Origin of the sequence: Nostoc sp., assembly GCF_036917355.1 — a bacterium.
GTDB lineage: Bacteria > Cyanobacteriota > Cyanobacteriia > Cyanobacteriales > Nostocaceae > Nostoc.
Map to the genome: position 1 here is coordinate 72,683 of NZ_JBALDP010000004.1, position 23,111 is coordinate 95,793.

The window sequence follows — 23,111 nt, forward strand, 5'->3', positions numbered from 1 at the left end:
CAATATATTTGGTGGCTTTATCTGTAGCCAGCTTTTAGAGAATTTGTATAACGTTCAGCATCTACAAGAATTGGTATTAAATTCCTTGATTGCAGGTAACTGTTTATTAACCTCTTAGTTAAAAATAGAAATAAGACATCCGTTTTGCAGAATGCTATGCTGTTAAGCAGCATTCTCATAAAAAGAAATTTATCTAATGAAAAACATCTCTGCGAAAGAAAAAATTGCAGGCATTTCCCAATTCGGCAAAGCTAATTTCAGAGTCACGAAGAAACAGATTTTATTTAGTACTCTTATTTTCTGCCTTGGTTTGCTGGGACTCGGTGGTTTCTGGTTTAAATCTAGATATAAATTTGATAATCAGATGAGTGTAAAACTACAAGAATTATCTAATGTCGATTATCCAGCCAATCCTGCACCATTAGGAAAAAATTTTAAACGATATTCTAATCGAAAATTAACACTTATTAAAAAAGATGATACACATTTCGATTTTGTACTGGAAGCAACAGACAAAAATACAGCAAAAATAGTTATAAAAAATGTTGATTTAGAGCTATTAGTTCCTAAAGCACCAGAATGGGTCAAAAAAGATAAAGGTTTAGAAATAATCGCTTTTACAGATAGGGAGTGGAACAGGCAACAGATTAGTTTTCCTGCCAATTCAAAAAATATAGAAATTGTTGGAGGAGATGGTTTTGAAAAGCAAAATATTGTAGAGATAGCTTTGGCTAATAATTGCTTAAATGCCGGATTCTGGGAAATTTTACTTTTTACTAAAGAGGATAATAACAAAACCCTTTATTATCAAAGTTGGTTTACTTTCCCAATTGGACATTACAAAAATATTTTTGAAAAAATTAATAAGATTTCATATTGGCAGCATTGGTGGAAATTAGAACACTGGCAAGATCCGAGCGGCACAATAGTAAAAACTAATCTTTTAAGAAATGTAATCGATCAAAAAGAAGTTGCTACTCAGTTCCCCCTTGATGAGAGGATAATTGTATCAGGAGAGCAAAGTAGAAAAGTTAGAACTACGCTAGCGACCAACATCACCAAATGGAGAGATTTTTACGACGTTAAAAATGAAGTTAAGTTTGCAAGTTTTCGAGCGCCAGGATTTTACGATCAAAATAAGCCTTGGGGAAATCAATACTGGAGAATAGGCAAATTTGACAAAGCCATTTTAAGGAACATTAAACCGATTGGCGTTGAACAAAATTTACAGGAAATTGAGCTAGGATTCACAGATACCAAGACTGGCGAACAAAATAGATTATTCATTAGTGGTATTAATCTGAAAAAACTTCCTCAATTGCCTGTAACAGATTATTCTAAAGGCTTATATATGCCGATGGGAATTGGGATACCTCCTTTTTATCAAAGCTATGAAGAATTAACAAAAAATCATCCAGATGTCAGTCCCTACTTCAGTTTTTTACTAGATTCACAGGAGCGGTGGATAGATCATCATCACTTAGCAGTTGATGGTTCAGTGATGCACCTTGATAAAGATAATCCAAATCTTTTGCATCTTTACTTGCTATCCTATGAAAGAAATACTTTAATAGCTCATTTTTTGATCGATTTAACATAGATATAGCTGTTCTCGGTTGAGTGAGGTATAAAAACCTCACTCCCCTCATAACAAGCGAGGAGGCGATTATGGTATACCTTATACCAATTCAATTAATGATTGCAACACATCCTTGGGTAAAGACGCGATAAATCGCCTCTCTACAAATGGTCTATTCGTTGCATTCTTTTTTCCAATTGGTATTACTTTTACTATTCTCTAGTAAAAAAAGGAAAATTGTGTAGATAATTGGTTTTTAAAGACGCGATAAATTGCGTCTCTATATCAGGATTTTGTTGCTCACTATGAACTATATTGAACTCTAGAATCGAAGAAACTGGTTGAATTTAATATTTAGTCATTCGGTATTTGCTTGAGTAAAGCTATCCACATATCAGATGGATCTGAATAGTAATCAATTTCTTCAACTTGATATTGATAAGATTCACAACCTTCTCGTAAAATAATGCGATCGCAAGCTTTAATGCTTTTCCCTACTCCAGTCATGTACCCGATTGTTCCTTCATTGAGGCGCTCAAATATGTAGTCGCCTCCACAAACTTGTTGTCTGTAATCATGGATTTTATTCTTTTGTTTTAATTCTGTTACTGGAGAGATAACCAGAGATAATTTATTGAAAAAACTAAAACTTAAGTTCATACCTGTTCTGATTGAAGAGAAGGCACTGAAAAACATTTAAAAAATAGAACTTATAATTCATTTAAAAGCCGATTCTTTTAAATTTACAGTACTATTAACCGCAGATTCAACTGTAAAATCACCTAACTGTTGGACGAGATTTGGTGAGATATAAGTTTTTGCTTAACTATCTAGTATTAATTAATAAGCTTTTTATGTCTTGAAAATGTCATATATGTATATATTTTAATATCAATATAATTTAGTCACTACTTGTCGTGGCGAGAGCTACATCTATCTGCTTCAGTAGTACTTCTAGGGTAGAAGAGTTATCTAAAACGACATCTGCATGAGCCATTTTTTCTTCGATGGATAATTGGCTGTTAATCCTGGCTCGTGCCTGTTCTGTATTTAAATGGTTTCGTTGTATCAATCTTTGTAGTTGTTGTTCTTGGGAACAACGCACTACCCAGATTTCTGTTACCAAATCAGTCATCCCAGCTTCAAATAATAGAGGCACTACTAACACCAGTGTTTGTGACGAAGACTGAGCAATTGCTTTGAGAAAGCGATCGCGCACATCAGGATGAATCAAATTGTCTATCCAGTTGCGTTCATCTTGACGATTAAAGATAATTTCGCCTAACTTTTGGCGGTTGAGGCTGCCATCTGGTAGTAGAATTTGTTCGCCATAACGTTGAGCGATCGCACCCAAAATAGGCGAACCTAAAGATACTGCCTCTCTAGCATAAATATCTGCATCCAAAATCGGCAGGTTATAAGTGCTAGCTAAATAATTGGTGACAGTGGTTTTGCCTGTGGCGATACCTCCAGTTAAGCCGATTATACGTTTTGTCATTTGTCATTTGTCATTTGTCATTTGTCATTTGTCATTCTCCCTGCTCCCTTGGTCACTGAGCGTAGCCGTTGGGGCAGCCTCTCGTAGAGAAGTGCTGCTCCCCTGCCCTCCTGCTCCCTCATCTAAGAATTTGTCGCCCATGCGATCAGTGCTTGGGTTAAACCATCTAAAGTGTATTCTTCGGCTTCTACATCCACACGTCCGAATAAATCATGGCAAGTTTTAGAGGTTTGGGGGCCGATAGAGGCAATACAAACTCCCTCTAATAATTGGCTAGCGTCAGAGTTGTTGGAAAATATACTATTAGTAAGTTGACAGAAAAATTGTACAGTTTTAGAACTGGCAAAGGTGATTGCATCTACCTTGCGGTTTTGGAGAGCTAACTTTGCCGCAGGTGGAATACTACTAGGACAACAAGATTGATATGCCGCAACTTCTATCACATTTGCTCCCTTGAGAGTTAATTCCTTAACTAAAACTTCTCTGCCGCCGCTTTCAACTCTGGGAAATAACACCTTTTTACCATCTAATTTATCTGGGAAATTTTCCACTAAAGAATCGGCAACAAAGTTGGGGGGTATAAAATCTGCTTGCAGAGAGCGTTGTTTGAGACCTTGGGCTGTTTTCTCACCAACGACGGCAATTTTGATGCCAGCTAAGGCACGGCTATCTTTACCTTGGGCAATAAGCCTTTCAAAAAAGTAGTCTATGCCATTGGTAGAAGTGAGAATTAACCAGTCGAAGTCAGATAAATGAGCGATCGCATTATCCAAAGCTTCCCAACTGGAGGGCGGGCCGATTTCTAAGGTAGGCATTTCGATGACTGTTGCACCTGATGCAATGAGGCGATCGCTAAATTGACTCGATTGGCCAACTGAACGTGTCACCAAAATCATTTTACCAGTAAGGGGAGATAGGGGGAAATTGCTTGACATAGCAGGGGGGCTAAAAGTTTTGGCTGTAGTCGAAACCTGACAATCTATTTTCTCAGGTTGTAAGTACTTGCGTAGCCCAACAACTTCGCCAATTACAATTACCGCCGGGGAAAGGGATAATCCGGCGGTTTGTTCTAGAATATTGCCCAGTTGCGCTGTCCAAATTTGTTGATCGGGAGTTCCTGCCCAACGGATAATGGCAATGGGTGTTAAGTGCGATCGCTCATGTCGCACCAGTTGATCTACAATCTCTGCTAGATGTTGCCCTCCCATCAAAATTACCAGTGTCTCTAAGCGTGACAGCGCCTCCCAGTCTAAAACCTCTGGTTCATGAGCTGTTAGCACTGCAAAAGTGCGGCTTAACACCGGATCTGTTAGGGGAATTCCTGCCAATAAAGGTGCTGCAAGGGCTGAGGAAATTCCTGGTACTAATTCAAAATCACAACCGGATGCTTTCAAGGCTTCAATTTCGGAAGTGCAACGCCCAAAAATCAACGGATCGCCTGATTTGAGCCGTATAACTTGTTTTCCTTGCAGACAGTGCTTTACCAGTAACTTGTTAATCTGTGCTTGGCTTGTACTGGGTTTGCCACCACGTTTACCGACATCCAATTTCAGACAATCATCTGGTACGCACTGCAATAATTGAGCATCTACTAAAGCATCGTAAACTAACACCTGAGCAGTAGTTAAGAGATTGTAAGCTTTTACTGTCAGGTATGCTACATTTCCAGGCCCAGCACCTACGAGGTAGACTTTACCTCTGTCATTTGTCATTTGTCATTTGTCATTTGTCATTTGTCATTCTCCCCTGCTCAATACTTGTCGGGTTTTGGGGGAAAGGGACTCATGTTAAAGGGAAAAAACCTTATATATCGAGCTTTCCAATCCTTTTCCCCTTACCCTTTTCCCTTTAACCGAGCAGTATTGCTCCCCTGATCCTCATGCCCCATACCCTTTATTCAATTCGTCTGGGTATTAATTTTTTGGATTAGCCGATCGACTTGCTCAACCATCTCCTTGTTTTTCTCAGCTTGGAATAATTCTCTAGCTTTTTTGAGATTAACGATCGCTTCTTTTGGCTGTTGTTGTCTTCCCAAAGTGATTCCCAAATTATAGTAAGTGAATGCATCGTTGGGTACAAGGCTAATGGCTTTTTTGTAATGTGCGATCGCTTCTTGAGGTTTACCTCGATCGTCCATTGCATTTCCTAAACCTGTGTAAGCTTGTGCGTGTTTGGGATCGAGGCGAATCGCTTCGGTATAGCCAGCAATTGCTTCTGTGAGCTTGCCTTGAGCGTAAAAAGCACTTGCTAAATTATAATGAGCATCTGCATAGTTGGGAGCGAAGCTGATGGCTTTTTGGTAATGTGCGATCGCTTCTTCTAGTTTGCCTTGAGCGTACAGAGTATTTCCCAAAGCATTATAACCTGCTGGATTTTTCGGAGCGAGGCGAATCGCTTCGGTATAGCCAGCAATTGCTTCTGCTGGCTTTCCTTGAGCGTACAAGGCGTTTCCTAAGTAATAGTAAGCATCTGCATAGTTAGGATCGAAGCTAATAGATTTTTTATACTGAGTAACTGCTTCTGCTAGCTCACCTCGATCGTACAGAGCATTTCCTAAACGGGTGTAAGTCGGCGCATAGTCTGGTTTGAGGCGAATAGCTGCTGTATATTCGGTAACTGCTTCTTTTAGCTTGCCTTGAGCGTAGAGAGCATTTCCTAAGTTATAGTGAGCTTCAGCATACTTGGGTTCAAGGCTGATGGCTTTCTGATATTGCGCGATCGCAGGTTCTAACTGATTCAGTCTTGCTAAAGTCAAACCCAGATTAAAATATGCTCTAGAGTCTTGAGGATCGAGGCTAATGGCTTTATTGTATTGAGCGATCGCTTCTTGTGGTTTACCTCGATCGTCGAGAGTATTTCCCAAGGCTATATAGGCTTGTGCAAAATTGGGTTCTAGTTCAATTGCCTTCCGAAAAGCCGCCTCTGCTCCTTTTAAATCTCCCTGTTTATAGAGATTGCTTCCTTGCTCGAAGTTAGCAACTGCGTTTTTGTTCCGAATAACTGCCGACTGAGTATTTTGAATTTTTGCTAAAATAACGCCAACATTTTGACCAAAGGCAGTATTCCCATTACTTAAACACAAGCAGATAATAGCTGCTACCAGTAGATTCTTGTTTTTCAGCATTTTTCTTACCTTACCTGCTTGGTTTACATCTAATATCAAGTTCGGTTAACTGCGATCGTCAAAAAACCCTATCTCAGCCCTTCCTCACTTGCCGTTAGGAGAGCAAAAGTGTAGCTTTGGCGAGGTTATAGCTGGAATTATAAGTGATTAAGCTAACTTGATACAAGTGTACTCTCATATAAATGGCTATTTGTACACAATAGGCATCTTGCAAAAGTAACTTTTGCAACATGTTGGGGTGCATTTTAAAGGGTAAGGAGAAATTTCATACCTTTACCCTTTAACCCTTACCATTTTCCCCACTATAGATGTGTTTTATTAAAATTAAAAAGTGGTTTTTAGGTAATTGCTGACACTTTTGTTTCCATCAATTTCACAATTGCTGCAATTAATTTTTCTGGGTTCAGAGGTTTAGATAAATGCATCTGAAACCCAGCTTTTAGGGCTTTTTCGTAGTCATTGTTTCTCGCAAAGGCAGTCAAGGCAATTGCTGGAATTCTTCCACCTTGTTCTGGTGTCCGAGTTCTCACTTCATGTATTAACATATAGCCATCCATATCGGGCATACTAATATCGCTGACTAACACATCTAGCTTGACCTCTGCTAAAGTTTGTAATGCTTCATCAGCGGAAGAGGCTGCCATTACAAAAGCCCCATCTTGCTCTAATACAAAAGCAACAAAATCTCGTGAATCAGTATCATCATCGACAACTAAAACCCTGATGCCATTTAAAGGTAAGGAGTTAGTAGCTAAGAATGTAGGGTAATTTTGTTTATCCGTCCGCATTGGACTTTCATCTGGTAGAAGCGGTAAGCTAACAGTAAATATTGCCCCTTGACCCTCACCGTGGCTATCTGCTTTGACAATGCCGCCATGCATTTCGATGATATTACGTACAATTGCTAATCCCAGCCCTAATCCACCAAAATTTCTCGTAGAGGTGCTATCTGCTTGGCGGAAGTAATCAAACACGAATGGCAAAAAGTCAGCGCTAATTCCCTTACCCGTATCGCTAACAATTATTTGAGCATAGCCATCAGTTTCCTGGAGTCGCACTTCTACCTTTCCTCCCCTGGGTGTAAATTTGATTGCGTTAGAAAGGAGATTCCAGACGACTTGCTGCAAACGAGTCGAGTCACCCATGATTTGTCCCACGCTCGTTTCAAATACTGTATTCACCTCAATCAACTTTGTTTCTGCTGCTAACTGCATTGTCTGTAGTGCCGACAATACCGTAGACTTTAGATTAATCTTTGTGATATTCAGTGTCAGTTTGCCTTGTAAAATTCTGGAGATGTCCAGTAAGTCCTCAATGAGTTGAACCTGTAAGGTAGCATTTCGCTCGATTGTGGCTAGTGCTTCAGATGTCTTTGTTTCGTCTAACCTGCGGGTTTGCAACAACTTTGACCAGCCGAGAATTGCGTTGAGTGGAGTGCGTAGTTCGTGAGAGAGAACAGCTAAAAATTCATCTTTAATTCGATTGGCTGTTTCTGCTTTCGCTCGTGCTACTTGTTCTAATTCCAGCAGGTGCGCTCGTTCTTCAAGTATTTGTTTTTGTTCGTGGATATCTGTACAGGTTCCAAACCACTTGACTACAAAACCTTGCTCATCTTTAAGTGGTAAACCTCGCGCTAGCTGCCAACGATATGAGCCATCAGCAGCTCGTTTAAAGCGATATTCATTGTTATACATAGTGCTATTTTTGACAGCATCAGACCACACTTTATCAGCTCTTTGAACATCATCTGGATGCAATGCAGCCAACCAACCAGAACCCAAAGATTGCTCTAATGTTAGCCCAGTGTATTCGCACCAATTTTGATTAAAATAATCGCATTCACCGTTAGGTTTAGTTGTCCAAACAAGTTGAGGAATTGCCTCAGCCAAGTAACGGTAGCGTTCTTCACTTTGCCGGAGAATTTCTAAGATGCGTTGGCGTTCAAGTATTTCTTGTTGTAATTGCTCGTTAGTCTGAGTAATTTCATTGGTGCGAACAGCAACCATTTCTTCGAGATGATTCTGGTATTTTCGTAGTTCCTCCTCTACCGATAAGCGTTCGGCTATTTGGGTTTGAAGTTCTTGATTTGCTTGTTCTAATTGAGTAGGGCTAGGAAATGCCAATGCTTGGGGAACTAAAGGCACAAGCTCTAATGCTGTAATTACAGAGATTGTGGCAGTTACTGCTTTGAGAAACCCCGACACCCAATAGGTTGGATGCCAAAGTGTCCAAATCTCCATTAAATGAGTAGTGCCGCAAGCTACGATAAATCCAATAAACAGCAAAAAAATCCAATCAAAGGGCAAATCTTGTCGCTTGCGGACAAAGTAGAAGAGTGTAGCTGGAATCGAGTAATAAGCTAGTGCAATGAATGCGTCAGATAATATGTGTAACCAAACTAAATTCGTTTGCCATAGATAGCAGTGTCCATGTGGAATAAATGATTCTGATGTCAAAAAGTTAGTCCACAATTCTGATATTATATTTGACATAAACACTGGATTATTTAAGCTATAAAATCTATTACTAAATTTTTGCCGTTGCTTAATACTATTCTAGTCCCAAAATATTACTGTCTAATTTCTGCACTGCTTAAGGAGACTACAATATATCTTTACAAAACAAAAAGGCTGTTAAGATCATCGCTATTTGGCAAAAATCAGTCATTTAAAATTCTTAATATTTTCTTTTCTAAAGCCTAAATAAATTCATTTTGGTTATGGAGCTTGTCGCGCATCCGATTGCAATTGTAAGGGCTGTAAAGAGTGTGGTTAAACTTGCGGAAATTGCGGACATAATTATGGTATACAACAGTAAATTACCAAATAAAAACCATTCTCATCATAATGATGGGAATGGCAAAAAATTAGGAGACACAACAGGAAAATTTAATCTCTGCAATTGTGATTAAAGTTAAGATTCACTTGACTTAGCACTCATTTTATCTAACAGTTGAGTGATTTTTTTAGCTTTTTCAGGTTGGCGCTGTTTTTGTAATAAATCTTTAGCTTGTTGCAGGTTAGTTTTAGCTTCTTCTTCTCGCTCTTGCTGCATGAGGATATTCGCCAGACGCAAGTAAGCATCAGGATTTTTCGGACTGCGGCGAATTACTTCCCGAAATAATTCTGTTGCTTCTTCTACTTGCCCTTGCTGGTTTAAAACATCTCCCAAAAACAAGCGCACGACATCATTAGTAGAATTGATGGAAATCACTTTGCGAAAAGCTGCTTCTGCGCCTTGGTAATCTTTTGCTTGGGCAAGATTGATACCTTTTTGAAACAAGTCTGAGGTTATCAAAGTTTTCCAAGCGAAATAGCCAAGGATTGACAGACTCAGAACAACTACAACAGCAGCGAGAATCGAACTAGTGGGAAAGGTTTCTAGCATTGTCTAAGCCAAAAGACAGGCGATAGGAAAAATCAGATATTCCATAAAAAAGAGTTTCCAGATAAATTGGTAGAATTCAGCGATCGCACTTTTCTCTTGTAAGTCTACCGTCAAACTCCGCAACCACAGCCAAGCCAACAGCCCCAAATGAGTAACTACCAAGAATATAGCGTTAACTGAGGCGACGTTTAGCACCCCAACCAGAATTATTCCTAAATAGCAGGCAGTTATTACCCAAAGAGACAGATTGAACACAGCTTGGGGGCCAAGTTTAATAGTGAAAGTGGTAATATTGTAGAGGCGATCGCCTTCCATATCGGGGATATCTTTAAAGATAGCGATCGCAAAGGTAAACACCAATATAAATAACGTCAGCACCCACACCACAGGCGGAATCGTTTGGCTTTGTTGCAACGCCCAGCTGTAATGCAGATATAAACCTAAGTTAACAATCGTACCGCGCACCGAAAAAATACACAGCGCCGCCCAAATGGGAAACTGTTTTAAGCGAATTGGCGGTAAAGAATAAGCAGTACCAATGGCCAAACTAATTGCTACCATGCCCAATAAAAACGGGCCAGTTAGCCACGCCACAACCAGGGCCAAAATCCCAGTAGAAGCGACAATTAATTGCCCAGTTTGCTGGGAAAACTCACCAGATGCTAGGGGTAAATGAGGCTTATTAATCTTGTCAATTTCTACATCTTCTAATTGATTCAGCCCCACAATATAAACATTGCCACACAGACAACCAATCCATGCACCAAAGACAGGGAGTAGGGAATACGTAGAGACGCCATGAATTGCGTTTGTAGAAATATGATTAATCGCGTCTCTACTGATGGCAATGGCAATTAAATATAAACCCAAAACACTCAGACTTGTACCAATAATTGTGTGAGGGCGAGAGAATTTCCAGAAGGCGTATAACCACTGGAAATATGATTGAACAGGTTTGCCTGGTAAAGGGCTGTTTTGAGAACTTTGGCTCATGAGTAGCTTAAATACAGTATTCTGGTTGGTTGTTAATCATTGTCACAGAATTTGGTCATTAGACTTCTTTCATGAATCAAAGAGCTTTCACCCTAAATCCCTCTCCCAAGCTTGGGCTACAGTGTACACACAAGTCTTTGAGAGTTGCCTCACAGCGTTTAGATCCCCCCTAACCCCCCTTAAAAAAGGGGGGAACCGGAGTCAAAGTCCCCCTTTTTAAGGGAGATTTAGGGGGATCTTCAACGATTTTGATTTTATACAAAGATGTGTGTACACCGTAGCCAAGCTTGGAAGAGTGACTTTGAAATTGGCTTCCCTTCTACTCCCTGCCCTCTGCGGTAGCCTGCGACAAGCCGTTCGCGTAGCGTCTCCGACAGGAGAAGCGTGTAAGTTATTCTAAACTTATAACTTCTTGCGCCAACTCATATCAAGAATGCGATTAATTTTATACAGTAAACCCGGCTGTCATTTATGCGAAGGCTTGCAAGAGAAGCTAGAACAAATCCAAAATCTCAGTTTCGAGTTGGAAGTTAGGGATATTACGACTCGTGAAGATTGGTTTGCTGCGTATGAGTATGAAGTCCCGGTACTTTATTTATCGAACTACAGAGGCGCAGAGGATGAGGAAGGAAGTGAGAAACCATTGCCGCGTCCTTCTCCTCGTGCTAGTGTGCAGCAATTGGAGCAAATGTTGCGTAAATATTTAGCCAATTAGAAAAAAATAATGCAGAATAAGCGCAAGATCAAGAATGTGACGAGGTTCACAAAATGAAATTGCGGGAATTACTAACAGCGGTAGACAGTGTTGAGCAATTGCCTAGTTATCCAACTTTAGAGGATTTGGAAGTTAGGGGTTTAAAGACGAATTCCCATGCTTGTCGTGTGGGAGATTTGTTTATTGGGATGCCAGGAACGCGGGTTGATGGTGGGGAATTTTGGCAAAGTGCGATCGCATCGGGGGCTGTAGCTGCGATCGTTTCTCCCGAAGCTGCACAAAAAAATCCTCCCACAAATCAGGCTGTGGTCATTAGTGCAAGTAACATAACTCAAGCTTGTGCGCAGATAGCCAATGCTTTTTACGGTTATCCAGGGCGAAAACTCAAGTTGGTAGGTGTGACTGGTACAAATGGCAAAACTACAACTACTCATCTAATTGAATTTCTACTCAACAAAGCTAATTTAGCTACAGCTTTGATGGGAACTCTCTATACTCGTTGGGCAGGTTTTGAGCAAACTGCTGCCCACACTACCCCCTTTGCAGTGGAACTGCAACAGCAGCTAGCAGAGGCGGTGAAGGCTGGGAGTGAGTTCGGAGTGATGGAAGTAAGTTCTCACGCGTTGGCCCAAGGTAGAGTGTTGGGTTGTGAATTTGAGGTGGCGGTATTTAGTAATCTTACTCAAGACCATCTCGACTATCACAGCGATATGGAAGATTACTTTGCTGCCAAAGCATTGTTGTTTAGTCCTGATTATCTCAAGGGACGGGCAATAATTAATGCTGATGATTCTTACGGAAAGCGGTTAATTGCGTCATTGGATTCCGAACGGGTTTGGAGTTACAGCGTCAACGACAACAGCGCTGATTTATGGATGAGCGATTTAAGTTACCAGCCAAATGGTGTTAGTGGGACATTGCATACACCAAAAGGTGACGTGGCTTTTCGATCGCCCCTAGTCGGACAATATAATTTAGAAAATCTTCTGGCAGCCGTAGGAGCAGTTTTACACTTAGGGCTAGATTTGCAGTTAGTGGCATCTGTGATACCTGAGTTTCCCGGAGTTCCCGGACGGATGGAACGGGTACAGATTAGTACTGAGCAAGATATTAGCGTGATTGTGGATTATGCTCACACGCCCGATAGCTTGGAAAATTTATTAAAAGCTGCGCGTCCGTTTATACCTGGTAAAGTGATTTGCGTATTTGGTTGTGGAGGCGATCGCGATCGCACTAAGCGCCCAAAAATGGGTAAAATCGCTGCTGAGTTAGCTGATGTGGCAGTGGTGACATCAGATAATCCCCGAACTGAAGATCCAGAAAGGATTTTGCAAGATATTTTAGCGGGAATCGCTGGCACAGTGCAGCCAACAGTAATTTGCGATCGGGCGATCGCAATTCGTACCGCTATTTTACAAGCACAACCCGGTGATGGAGTATTGCTTGCTGGTAAAGGTCACGAAGACTACCAAATTCTCGGCACCGAAAAAATCCATTTTGACGACCGAGAACACGCCCGCGACGCTTTACAGCAAAGACTTAAGGTACAAGCTTAATTTGGGCATTGGGCATTGGAATTAGGGGAGAGGTGACAGATGACAGGGAATAATCTGTACCCTGTAACCTATAACCTATTCCCTTCTGCATTCCCAATCCCCTTATCGGTGGATTTTTGTATAGTTAATATTTCTTTCCGTGGTGATTTTGTAAAAAATGCACACATAAAGGTGAAAATCGAAGACAGAATTATTTCTTGCTTCATCCAAGTTGTGCTTGACTCATGAATGTTTCTCTGGCTAAGGATCTGTCTGTTTATCAACTGGTTATGGGAGTGCAAGCGCCTCCGAAACCATTGTCCCTCAGTCCTGCTACTCTGCTATCACTGGTGAGAGCGCAAATTGACTTACTCATTGAGCAGCAAATTGCAGCCACTCTCTGGGTGAAGCTACCACCAGATAAAATTTGGCAATCAGAATTAGCGCGTTATCAATCCTCGGTAGGTGCGTCTAGTCTCATTTATACTTGCCAGATTGACGAGAGTAGGAAAGGGGAAGCAGGGGAAGACAAGGAAGAGGAAAGATTAAATATCTCCTCATCTCCCTCATCCCCATCATCTAATTATGTCCCCGTTCACCTACCACCAGATAGCCAAATGCGACGGGAAAACTTTCTGATGGTGTTATCGCCCCAGTTTTGCAGTTTAATTTTGGCTCATCGACCACTTAAAAAACGCAAAAATCAGACATCGGGGAAGGTAAATACTAATAAAAACCAGCCGTTGCTGATTATAACTACTGTTGAGGGGAGAGTAATTCAGCAAGTATTAAATAGTATCCAACAAGCGATTGCACCAGAATCATCCTCAATTTTACCTGCTAGTTTTATTTGTCCAACCGTGCCCCAAGGCGCACTTATGAATCAACTGTTGGCAAAACAACTCCTCCGACAAGATGAAATTAATCGTCAAATTATCACAGTACGCACTAATAAGTTAGAGCAGCAAAATCAAGAACTGCACAACAAAGAGCAACTCAAAGATGAATACCTGAAAAATGTCTGTCAGGAACTACGTATACCTTTGACGCACATGAAAACAGCACTTTCATTATTAAATTCCCCTAATCTTAAACCCCCGCAACGACAACGTTATTTACAGATGTTAAATACCCAGTGCGATCAGCAAAACTCCCTGATTACTGGTTTCTTGGAACTGGTGCAGCTAGAACAAAATTTGGACGGGACGACTTTGGAGTTGGTGCGTCTCTCAGATATAGTACCTGGAGTAGTCAGTACCTACCAACCTGTAGCCCAAGAAAAAGGAATTATGCTAGCCTACACCGTACCGACTGAACTCCCATCTGTTTGGTGCGTGACTGGTAAACTCAGACAAATTGTAATTAATCTACTACACAACAGTCTTAAGTTTACCCCTAATGGAGGTCAAGTATGGGTGCGTGCCCGTAATCAAGGCGATTATGTCCAATTAGAATTCCGCGACACAGGTATCGGTATTGCGGAAAACGAAATTTCCAAAATCTTCGATCGCTTTTATCGCGTGCGTACAGCAGCAACCGAAGATTATGGTGGTGCTGGGTTAGGGTTAACGATAGTACAGCAATTACTGCTGCGCTGTGGTGGATCTATTTCTGTCAAAAGTAAATTATCTGAAGGTTCTGCTTTTACAGTGCAACTGGCAACTGCTGGTAATATCCCAAGAGCGATCGCTACAGAAAATGAGTTATGAGTTATAAGTTATGAGTTATGAGTGAAAAATTCATAACTCATAACTCATAACTCTTATTTAATTGCTTCAAAAATTAGAAATAAATTGTGGAGGTGTTTCATATTCGTAGCGATAAACAAAATATAGCAATCCGATAGCGAAGCGGTAGCGAGTCAGACGCTCCTGCGTCGCTAACGCTGCGCTATCGAGCGTCTTTTATTCCTGAATCACTCGTAGAGAAAGGGAACAGGGAAGAAAAAATAAAGATGTACTGAGTTTTATTCAAAAATCAAATAGGAATCCTATAAGCTTTACTACGTCTTACTTATAAGGCACTCAACTCGGACGGATACATCAGGAAAGGCTAGGGGTGAAATAGTACCTGTAGTTAGTGTCAGTTCAATTTTGTATTCTCCATTTTTTAGGTCACGAAATACCTTTAACTGCGGAGTCTTCAGGTTGACAACCCAGTATTCAACAATACCAGCCTCAGCGTAGATGTCTTTTTTGTCACCTAAATCTTTGCTCAGGGTGGCTTTGGAAAATTCAATAAGCCAGAAGATATCTTCTGGATAAGGATGGTGTTCTAGGTAGACCTCACCTAATGGTTTGACAATCGCAACATCGGGAGCCGGTTCTGAATCGTTGGGCAAGGTAACGGGTTTGGCATCGCGGATTTTTACCCGTTCACCGAGCAGTGTGCGAAGATAATCAGCTGCTTCTGTGTTGTAGTAGGCGTGAGGTTCTCGTTCTGGGGGCATAACAATTAGGTCGCCGCGCAATAGTTCAATGGGCTGGTCGTCAAAGATGCCTGCCTCTATTGCTCTGTGATAACGTTGAATTGTCCATTTATAGGTAGTTACGGTCATAATCCTTATTTAGCCTTTTTTCTACCAATTAGACAAGAAGTTTACTTTGATTTTAAAATGAAGTACTGGCTAGCCGATCAGACATTGTTGTTAGGACTTATGCACTTTACACATTGAAGGTATTTCATATTCGTAGCGAGAGACAAAATAAACACCAACTTGTTTGTCGCTGTGATGACGGAAACCAAAACGTTCATATACTGCTCTAAGGTGTGGGCGTGAAGCATCGCAATCTAGACGTAAATAATGTCTACCAAGTGTTTGTGCTTGTTGAACAGCCCAAGCTAGAAGTGCTGAAGAGACTTTACCGCCAGAGTAATGCCGTCGAACTGCAAGGCGATGTACAAATGCTGACTCTTCCTGAGAAATGTCGGGCCAGAACAGTAAATCTTCTAGTTGAAACTTGATTGTACCAGCTGGTTCACCTGCCCAATCAGCAATAAAAAACAAGCCGTTAGCAACATCTTTAGAGATATTTTCTGGCGAAACCTCACTCTCATGCCACAGAGTTCTACCACTCTGCTGGAGCCACAAAGCTGCTTCTAATAGCATATCCGAAACGATCGCCGTATCTTGTATGGTTGCTTGACGAATTGAGATGTACATTTAGTTATCAATAGTATATATAGGGTGCGTTACGGAAGCCGTAAGGCACTAGAATCTTCGGGTGGTGCGTTAGCCTACGGCATAACACACCCTACAAGACTACTGAGATATTTTCAGAAATCAAATATGATTCCTATAAAAGACATAATGTTATTTGGATAAGTCTTTTGGTAACACCTGTGTAAACTCTCCACTTTGTCTATTGCAAACTACTATAAATTCACTATTTGGCATTCGTAGCTCTACCGGAATTATTTCGGTTGGTAACTCCATTAGTAACCCACCATCTAACATTCCTGCACCGGGAAAGGCTATAACTGTGATTATGCCTGGTCTAAGACAACCAAGAACTTGAACTGGAATTGTATCAAGCATTATATTATAATAATTAATAATTATACATAAATATTACAAGGTTTTTTTAATTGATACTTCTCTAGGTTATTTACCAATACAGAACTTACTAAAAATCCTCTCTAAAACTGATTCTGTTACTTCCTCTCCAGTAATTTCTCCTAAAGCTTGAATCGCACCTCGTAAGTCAATTGTCCAAAAATCAAGAGGTAACTTTTGAACAATTGTTGCTTGCACTTGTTCTAAAGATATTTTAGCTTGAGTTAAGGCTGCTGCCTGCCTTTGGTTAATGGCTAAATCCATATCAGCAGCTTGCACTTTTCCAGATTGAACTATTTCTAAAATTGCTGTTTCTAAAGCATCAATACCTTGATTTTGGGCTGCGGCTGTGACAATTTTAGATTTTACATTTGGGATTTTGGATTGAAAATTTTTCCTATCACTTTCTTCCACTAAATCGATTTTGTTAATCACTATAATCAGCGGACGGTGTTGTACCTTTTCATAAATTTCTTCATCGCCTTCTGTCCAACCTGCGGAAGCATCGATGGTAAGCAAGACTAAATCAGCTGCATTGGCAGCACGACGCGATCGCTCGACGCCAATTTTTTCCACTTGGTCTGTTGTTTCCCGAATCCCCGCAGTATCTAGCACTTGTACGGGAATTCCCCCGACTACTAACTGAGATTCGACAACATCGCGGGTTGTACCAGGTAAATCAGTCACAATGGCGCGATCGCTCCGACTCCAAGCATTCAATAAGCTCGACTTACCCACATTTGGACGCCCGACAATTGCCACTTTTAAACCAGTACGTAGCAACTCACCTCGATCTTTGGTTTCCAATAACCTAGTTATTTCTGCGGCAATTTTATCGATTTCTGATACGATCGCTTTATCATCCAGCGGAGGAAGGTCTTCCTCAAAATCAATCCGAGCTTCAATTTCTGCCAAGATATCCAAACAGTTAGCGCGTAACTGCCGAATCGGATGAGCTAATTTTCCTTGTAAACCAGCTAAAGCACTTTGAGCCGCTTGGGGCGAATTAGCTCCCACTAAATCAGCAATACCTTCGGCTTGAGTTAAATCCAACCGTCCACTCAAAAAGGCGCGGAGAGTAAATTCTCCCGGTTGCGCTAGTCTAGCCCCATTTTCTAAACACAGTTGCAACACTTGCTGCACTGCCATAATTCCCCCGTGACAATGGAATTCTACAACATCTTCACGGGTGTAAGAACGGGGTGCTTTCATAATCAGCAACAGGGCTTCATCTACCAGTTGTTGCGTCTGGGGATGGCGAATGTAACCGTAGAGAATCCGATGACTTTCCCAAACTTGTCGCCCTGGTGCATGAAAGAGACTTTGGGCAATTGTCATTGCTTGAGAACCGGACACCCGCACAATCCCAACACTACCCTGTTGGGGGACAACAGCAGTGGCGATCGCGGCTATAGTTCCAGTAGTAGCAAACAGTTCTGACATGAGCGCCCTTTATAAAAGTGAGGAGTTAGGAGTTAGGAGTAAAAATCATAACTCATAACTCCTAACTCAGAACTTATAACTTTCTAAATGGTGAGTATTTAGACTAATGAGATACCAATCGGCAAGGTAAAATTTATCTATAGGTCATGCCTGATAGTAAAGAGTTAAGAGTGAAGAGTTAGAGATGAAAATCATGACTCACAACTTACAACTCATAACTTTTAGAGAGAGGAATGTACTGTGGAGCAAAAGATTAACTGCGCTGTAGCCTGTGTTAACGGGTGTGTTTTAGGGGATAAATGCCCCAATATCGAGTTTAGAGAGTCAGCCGCAAAATTTATTGAAGAGACTCCCTTAGACAAAATGCTGGAGTTGGCACAAGAACGTCTGCGGAAAAAAATGGCAGAACCGCCAAAATGGGTTTTTCCTGAAGATCCATAGGATTTGAGCCAACAGGCACAAGCAAGACAGCGGGCAAGTTAAATGGTATCTGGATCTATATTTAATTCTCGCAGTTTTGCTGCCAAGCGATCGCTGTGTTCCTTCTCGTGTTGTGCCACTTCTTCCGGTGTCGGAACCAGTTTTCTCTCAGAAGTGTAGGGTTAAAGCATTCTACAGCAACTAATTATTCATCACCGCATCCAAAAGTACATTGGCATCAAAGCGGACTACATCGGTGCAAGGTAGCCCCGTTTCTGCTATTGTCTGAGCGATGCTTTCCTGAGCCGCAGATTCATCTAAATGGGCTGTGTTCAGCGCTATACCCACTACAGAAACGCTTCCAAAAGCACCACCAGCATTAGCAACAGTTTCATAAAGCCGAATCACCTCTGGTAAAGGTGGAATGATTACATGGGGATGATTGCGTACATGAACTTGTCCTGCCCGATGTACCAAAACTAGTTGGGTTGGTTGCGAACCACGGATTAGGGGTAGAGTTGCCGTTGAACCAGGATGTAGCAGCGAACCTTGTCCTTCAATGTGCAAGATGTCGTAGTTTTTCCCATAGCGCATAACAATCTGTTCCACAGCACCGGCGGCAAAGTCTACCCGCACGGCATCTAAAGCCACGCCGTCTCCTTCCAACATCACCCCAGTTTGCCCCGTGGCGAGGAATTTAGAACGCCAGCCCCGCAGTTTTGATGCCCAATGTAACTCTAGACTAGTTGACATTTTACCGATCGCCATGTCGGTTCCCACTGTCAGCACCCGCCGGCACGGAAGAGTACGTGCCATTCCACTAGCAACGCTGATATTAGATGGTTCTTTTCGCACATCCCAAATTAGTTGCCCTGGTTTGAGCAGTGCATTTAATTCTGGGATACTTGCCATTGGTGTATGTAAACCATTCACCAAAGACATTCCCGCTTCTAAAGCGTCTTTGATTTCTAGCCAGTAATCATCTGGTACAGCACCACCTCCTGGAGCAATACCAATTACTAAAACTTCTGGTTTGTACTCTAGGGCTGCGGCTACAGATGTCACAATCGGCACATCACGCTTGAGACCTGTTAATTCTGGTAGGGATTTACCAGCACACTCGCGATCGATTACGGCTACGATTGGGGCTTCACTGTAACGTAAAATTGCTAGCCCTGTTTTGCCGTGAGTCCCAATAGTCCCTTCATGAAGCAAGATAGCTACTCGTTGATTAAGTGGTAGACGCACTATGTTGTACTCCCAAACCAGGTAAATCGTTTGGCAAAACTTTTCCTGCTTTTAGCAATGCACCCGTAAAAGGGTCATCAATTAAGTTCAGGTGACTGTCTAAATCTAAATAATCAGCTAGTGGTGCTAGCTGTAATGCTGCTGTATTAGCTAGCGAACTGTCAGAATAGCAACCGAACATTACTTGCAACCGATATGCTCGTGCTGTATGTACCATTCGCATTGCCTCTGTTAGCCCCCCTGATTTCATTAGTTTGATATTAATGCCATCCACGTAATTTGCCAAATCGGGAATATCGGCGCTGGTGAAACAACTTTCATCGACAAAGATGGGGAGGGGAGAGTGTTGTTTGAGTTTTGCTAAACTTTTTTCTTCTCCCCGTGGCAATGGCTGTTCTACATACTTTATACCTAAATCAGCCAGCCAATTGCACATAGCGATCGCATCTTCTAAACTCCAACCACCGTTGGCATCAACGAAAAATTCTAGTTCAGGCGCTTCTTCTCGCACCGCTAAGAGCATTTTTCGATCTGCATCTATGCCATCTGGGCTACCTAGCTTCACCTTGAAAAGGCGGACATCAGTAAATTGTAACCAGTCTCGCGCTCTTGCCCTAGCCGCTTCCGGCGAATTAATTCCAATTGTGACTGAAGTCGGGACTATTTGATTGCGATCGAGTCCCCAAAGTTGCCACAAAGGTAAACCTACGCGTTTACCCAACCAGTCGTGCATCGCCATATCTAAGGCAGCTCTTGCAGCAGAAGGAATTTGGTTTTGTGTTAAAACTTGCTCAATTTCCTGCCGCTGTAAGGGGTTGAATGCTTGCAACAGCGGTACAACTTGCTGTAAGGCATCTTTGATTGCATCAGTTGATTGCCGATGATTACCTACACCAAATGGCGATGCTTCCCCCCAGCCTTCGATCCCATCTTCTGAAATTCTCACCCATACATTAGTTGTCTGTGCCGTTGTACCTCGACTAATGGTCAACGGAAATCTCTTATTTACAGTAAATAAGTTTACATTTATTTGCATATTTATTATGCATATTATGATATTGCCAAAGTCAGTGTAAGTTCAAAATTTAGATTATCGGATGTATCTGTTATACTTTTTTACATTAATTACAAAGTTTTTATACATACATTTTATTTTTACTTATTTTATGAATAACTTAAAGAAATGGAAGATTTTAAAATCAAAAATGGTTTTAGATAATCCTTGGTGTCAGGTGAGGCAAGATGAAATAGAATTACCAAATGGTAAAATTGTAGATGATTATTTTGTCAGTATTAAGCCTGACGTTGCAATGATTTTACCTATCACCAGTAATAGAGAAATTATTTTTGTCCGGCAATATAGACACGCCGTAGGTGAATTTTTCTTGGAACTACCGGCAGGGAATTTCGATTCCACAAAAGAGAGTGCCGAAGTAGCTGCAATTAGAGAACTGAGAGAAGAGACTGGTTATATTCCCCAAGAATTTAGAAAAATCGGAACCCTATACGATAAGCCAAGCAAAGATACTAATCAAATACATTTATTTTTAGCAGAAAATGTCAGAAAAGTTGGAGAGCAACAACTAGATATTACAGAAGAAATTGAAGTGATATTAATTCCTGTAGAATCAATTTTAAATAAAATTGCCCAAGGCGAAATTTCTGTGGCGGGAACTATTGCGGCTCTCTTCTTAGGTTTAAATTTTATTACTTAATTAATAATCAATGTAGCTTTTTCCTGTTCTTTAAGAAAAATGCTTGAGGCGAATTATATTCTGAACCTTTGACAGCAACTTTTTTGGGCATTTTACTAGAGAATGACATTCAGAAAGTTTCCGTATAATGTCCGGATACGGTTGTTATTCAGAAAAATTATGGATATCAGCGAAGGATACACTGAAAACTTTATATATCTGCAAAAAATTGGATAAATATACGGTAATTAGTTGTATAAGAGTTGAGTATGCTTAGGCTCAATAGACTGAAGGTTTTAAATCGAGAAAACCTATCAAACCAGCCGTTCTTAATATCTAAGTAGAAGTTATGCCCATAGACAGAGTAATTATTTCTCAATTGAATACCCATACCTACCCTATAGGTTTTGATGGTGAAATGGCTCGAAAGCTGGCAGAGTTAACTCAGCAAGCGTATGAGCAGTTTGATTTGTTTGAGCTTAAAAAGAAATCACCGAATCAACAATTACAGGATTTTAAGCTTAAGGAACTATACCAGCTAGATATTGAATTTGCGGAAAAGGGCGTTCCCTTTGGATATGTTGCTTCTGAAGCTAAGAATGGCAATGTATATGTCATCTTTCGTGGCACCAGAGGCTTTGTTGAATGGTTCAAAGATGCGAATATTCAGCTTGTTTCCTTGAAGGATAGTACGGATAAAGCTGGTAATAAAGTAGATATTATTGCAAATGGGGTTGTGCAGAAAAATCAAAGTTCACTTATCATCCCTAATACTGATGATTTTGGGTTTGTAACAGCAGGTTTTAGAGGCATCTATGTAAGTCTACGGGAGAAACTCATTAATGCACTTAATCAAATTAGTCAAAAGTCGCCGAATGCTAAAGTCTTTGTCACAGGACATAGTTTAGGTGGCGCACTGGCAACATTAGCAATTCCCGATATTCTTAAAAACACTCATTTTACAAATCCTAACAACATTGAACTGTACACCTTTGCTAGCCCTCGCTGCGGAGACAGAAATTTTGCAATGAGTTTTGAGAAATTGGGTGTTCGGCACTGGCGGATTGCCAACACGGAAGATATTGTCACTATGCTGCCATTTCCAACAGGAAACGTTTTAAAGCCAGCACCATTGGATACAAGATCAGAAGAAGAAAAACTGACAGCAGAGCTTGGAATTGGCGGAGTAGCTGGAGTGGACAAAAATCCGAATCCAATTTTCGGCTTCTTCAAAGCAATGTATGACAGAAATAAAAGAAGAATGCCAGACTATGTACATACTGGCACACCCATTTACTTCACTATTCATGAAGCTGCCTTGGAGAAACATCATAACCTAGACGAGGTATACATGCTTGGAATCTCACAAACCACTCTATAACTGCGAACGTGGTTAGCGAAGCTGTCGAGAAGATTAAAGATAAGGTCACTGGTTAGTGATTGAAATCTTGTACTACTTTAAGGCTCTGGTTCTAAAATAGATTGATTTGTTTAATCAGGAGCATTATGAAAACTGTTACTACCATTGCTGTTGCAATTGTTGGTGTTATTCATGTCGCCATTGCGATGGTAGAGATGTTTTTCTGGGAAACCCCCTTTATCTATGAAAGACTTGGATTTACCCCTGATATCGCGCATCAAGTCGCTCCAATTGTCAATAATGCAGGACTATACAATGCATTTATGGCGGCTGGTTTACTCTGGGGGGCTTTTAACCAAAACAGATCGATTCGGCTATTTTTCTTAGTTTGTGTTATCGTTGCTGGCCTTTATGGTGCAGTCACGTTAAAGCCTACAACGCTCGTACTTCAAACACTTCCAGCAACGATTGCTCTCATTCTTGTTTGGCAAGCACATTCTCAATTTAAACTGTAAAGCATCGTTAGAGTGGGTAAGCAACGCCTAACAAAATGAAGTTA

The 23,111-nt window shown here is 41.0% G+C and carries 21 protein-coding genes and 1 pseudogene; 8 read left to right on the top strand and 14 right to left on the bottom strand.

From position 1 onward, the window contains the following. Positions 1–196 precede the first annotated feature (196 nt). Positions 197–1,600 (top strand): hypothetical protein, encoded by a 1,404-nt coding sequence (locus V7K53_RS00765; RefSeq protein ID WP_335195801.1) that lies wholly within the window; start codon positions 197–199, stop codon positions 1,598–1,600. A 333-nt stretch (positions 1,601–1,933) separates the two neighbouring features. Here V7K53_RS00765 and V7K53_RS00770 read toward each other — a convergent pair whose 3' ends face one another. The 7 genes from V7K53_RS00770 to V7K53_RS00800 form a co-directional block, all read right to left on the bottom strand. Continuing rightward, positions 1,934–2,239, bottom strand: a complete 306-nt coding sequence (locus V7K53_RS00770) for a hypothetical protein (RefSeq protein WP_335195802.1) — start codon at positions 2,237–2,239, stop codon at positions 1,934–1,936. Positions 2,240–2,480: 241 nt separating this feature from the next. After that, on the bottom strand, positions 2,481–3,077 hold the full coding sequence (gene coaE, locus V7K53_RS00775; RefSeq protein WP_335195803.1) for a dephospho-CoA kinase: 597 nt from the start codon (positions 3,075–3,077) through the stop codon (positions 2,481–2,483). 122 nt (positions 3,078–3,199) lie between these two features. Further along, the gene (cobA, locus tag V7K53_RS00780) at positions 3,200–4,789 is read right to left on the bottom strand and encodes a uroporphyrinogen-III C-methyltransferase (protein WP_335195804.1); all 1,590 of its coding nucleotides are present in this window, start codon (positions 4,787–4,789) and stop codon (positions 3,200–3,202) included. Positions 4,790–4,974: 185 nt separating this feature from the next. Beyond that, positions 4,975–6,201 carry a tetratricopeptide repeat protein gene (locus V7K53_RS00785; RefSeq protein WP_335195805.1) on the bottom strand — a complete coding sequence of 409 codons (1,227 nt, stop codon included), beginning with the start codon at positions 6,199–6,201 and terminating at the stop codon, positions 4,975–4,977. A 338-nt stretch (positions 6,202–6,539) separates the two neighbouring features. Further along, on the bottom strand, positions 6,540–8,693 hold the full coding sequence (locus V7K53_RS00790; RefSeq protein WP_335195806.1) for a hybrid sensor histidine kinase/response regulator: 2,154 nt from the start codon (positions 8,691–8,693) through the stop codon (positions 6,540–6,542). 421 nt (positions 8,694–9,114) lie between these two features. Next, on the bottom strand, positions 9,115–9,588 hold the full coding sequence (locus tag V7K53_RS00795; protein WP_322674788.1) for a tetratricopeptide repeat protein: 474 nt from the start codon (positions 9,586–9,588) through the stop codon (positions 9,115–9,117). A gap of 3 nt (positions 9,589–9,591) precedes the next feature. Then, positions 9,592–10,581: a homogentisate phytyltransferase gene (locus tag V7K53_RS00800; RefSeq protein WP_335195807.1), complete on the bottom strand. Its 990-nt coding sequence runs from the start codon at positions 10,579–10,581 to the stop codon at positions 9,592–9,594. Between the two features lie 433 nt (positions 10,582–11,014). On the opposite strand from V7K53_RS00800, the gene V7K53_RS00805 reads away from it, so the two are divergent. The 3 genes from V7K53_RS00805 (at position 11,015) to V7K53_RS00815 (ending at position 14,540) form a co-directional block, all read left to right on the top strand. After that, positions 11,015–11,296: a glutaredoxin family protein gene (locus V7K53_RS00805; RefSeq protein ID WP_335195808.1), complete on the top strand. Its 282-nt coding sequence runs from the start codon at positions 11,015–11,017 to the stop codon at positions 11,294–11,296. Positions 11,297–11,349: 53 nt separating this feature from the next. Next, positions 11,350–12,852: a UDP-N-acetylmuramoyl-L-alanyl-D-glutamate--2,6-diaminopimelate ligase gene (locus V7K53_RS00810; RefSeq protein WP_335195809.1), complete on the top strand. Its 1,503-nt coding sequence runs from the start codon at positions 11,350–11,352 to the stop codon at positions 12,850–12,852. A gap of 224 nt (positions 12,853–13,076) precedes the next feature. Next, on the top strand, positions 13,077–14,540 hold the full coding sequence (locus tag V7K53_RS00815; protein WP_335195810.1) for a DICT sensory domain-containing protein: 1,464 nt from the start codon (positions 13,077–13,079) through the stop codon (positions 14,538–14,540). 293 nt (positions 14,541–14,833) lie between these two features. Here V7K53_RS00815 and V7K53_RS00820 read toward each other — a convergent pair whose 3' ends face one another. From V7K53_RS00820 to mnmE, 4 genes are all read right to left on the bottom strand, one after another. Beyond that, on the bottom strand, positions 14,834–15,388 hold the full coding sequence (locus tag V7K53_RS00820) for a Uma2 family endonuclease (protein WP_335195811.1): 555 nt from the start codon (positions 15,386–15,388) through the stop codon (positions 14,834–14,836). A gap of 90 nt (positions 15,389–15,478) precedes the next feature. Beyond that, positions 15,479–15,994 (bottom strand): GNAT family N-acetyltransferase, encoded by a 516-nt coding sequence (locus tag V7K53_RS00825; protein ID WP_335195812.1) that lies wholly within the window; start codon positions 15,992–15,994, stop codon positions 15,479–15,481. Between the two features lie 150 nt (positions 15,995–16,144). Beyond that, entirely contained in the window at positions 16,145–16,369 is a 225-nt protein-coding gene (locus tag V7K53_RS00830; protein ID WP_335195813.1) for a hypothetical protein, read from the bottom strand. Between the two features lie 66 nt (positions 16,370–16,435). Beyond that, positions 16,436–17,830 carry a tRNA uridine-5-carboxymethylaminomethyl(34) synthesis GTPase MnmE gene (gene mnmE, locus V7K53_RS00835; protein ID WP_335195814.1) on the bottom strand — a complete coding sequence of 465 codons (1,395 nt, stop codon included), beginning with the start codon at positions 17,828–17,830 and terminating at the stop codon, positions 16,436–16,438. A gap of 240 nt (positions 17,831–18,070) precedes the next feature. On the opposite strand from mnmE, the gene V7K53_RS00840 reads away from it, so the two are divergent. Then, positions 18,071–18,271, top strand: a complete 201-nt coding sequence (locus V7K53_RS00840) for a hypothetical protein (protein ID WP_099101515.1) — start codon at positions 18,071–18,073, stop codon at positions 18,269–18,271. Positions 18,272–18,309: 38 nt separating this feature from the next. Here V7K53_RS00840 and V7K53_RS00845 read toward each other — a convergent pair. From V7K53_RS00845 to V7K53_RS00855, 3 genes and pseudogenes are all read right to left on the bottom strand, one after another. Next, a pseudogene (locus V7K53_RS00845) lies at positions 18,310–18,429 on the bottom strand (Uma2 family endonuclease); the annotation flags it as partial. Between the two features lie 22 nt (positions 18,430–18,451). Further along, the gene (locus V7K53_RS00850; protein WP_335195815.1) at positions 18,452–19,498 is read right to left on the bottom strand and encodes a DUF1611 domain-containing protein; all 1,047 of its coding nucleotides are present in this window, start codon (positions 19,496–19,498) and stop codon (positions 18,452–18,454) included. Then, positions 19,482–20,534, bottom strand: coding sequence for a dipeptide epimerase (locus tag V7K53_RS00855; RefSeq protein WP_335195816.1), 1,053 nt, complete (start codon positions 20,532–20,534; stop codon positions 19,482–19,484). Before V7K53_RS00855 ends, V7K53_RS00850 begins: the two co-directional genes overlap by 17 nt. A gap of 130 nt (positions 20,535–20,664) precedes the next feature. On the opposite strand from V7K53_RS00855, the gene V7K53_RS00860 reads away from it, so the two are divergent. The 3 genes from V7K53_RS00860 (at position 20,665) to V7K53_RS00870 (ending at position 23,067) form a co-directional block, all read left to right on the top strand. Next, positions 20,665–21,213: an NUDIX hydrolase gene (locus V7K53_RS00860; protein WP_335195817.1), complete on the top strand. Its 549-nt coding sequence runs from the start codon at positions 20,665–20,667 to the stop codon at positions 21,211–21,213. A gap of 328 nt (positions 21,214–21,541) precedes the next feature. After that, a complete protein-coding gene (locus V7K53_RS00865) occupies positions 21,542–22,573 on the top strand; it encodes a lipase family protein (RefSeq protein ID WP_335195818.1) in 1,032 nt (343 codons plus the stop codon). Positions 22,574–22,698: 125 nt separating this feature from the next. Then, the gene (locus tag V7K53_RS00870) at positions 22,699–23,067 is read left to right on the top strand and encodes a DUF1304 domain-containing protein (RefSeq protein WP_335195819.1); all 369 of its coding nucleotides are present in this window, start codon (positions 22,699–22,701) and stop codon (positions 23,065–23,067) included. Positions 23,068–23,111: the final 44 nt, after the last annotated feature.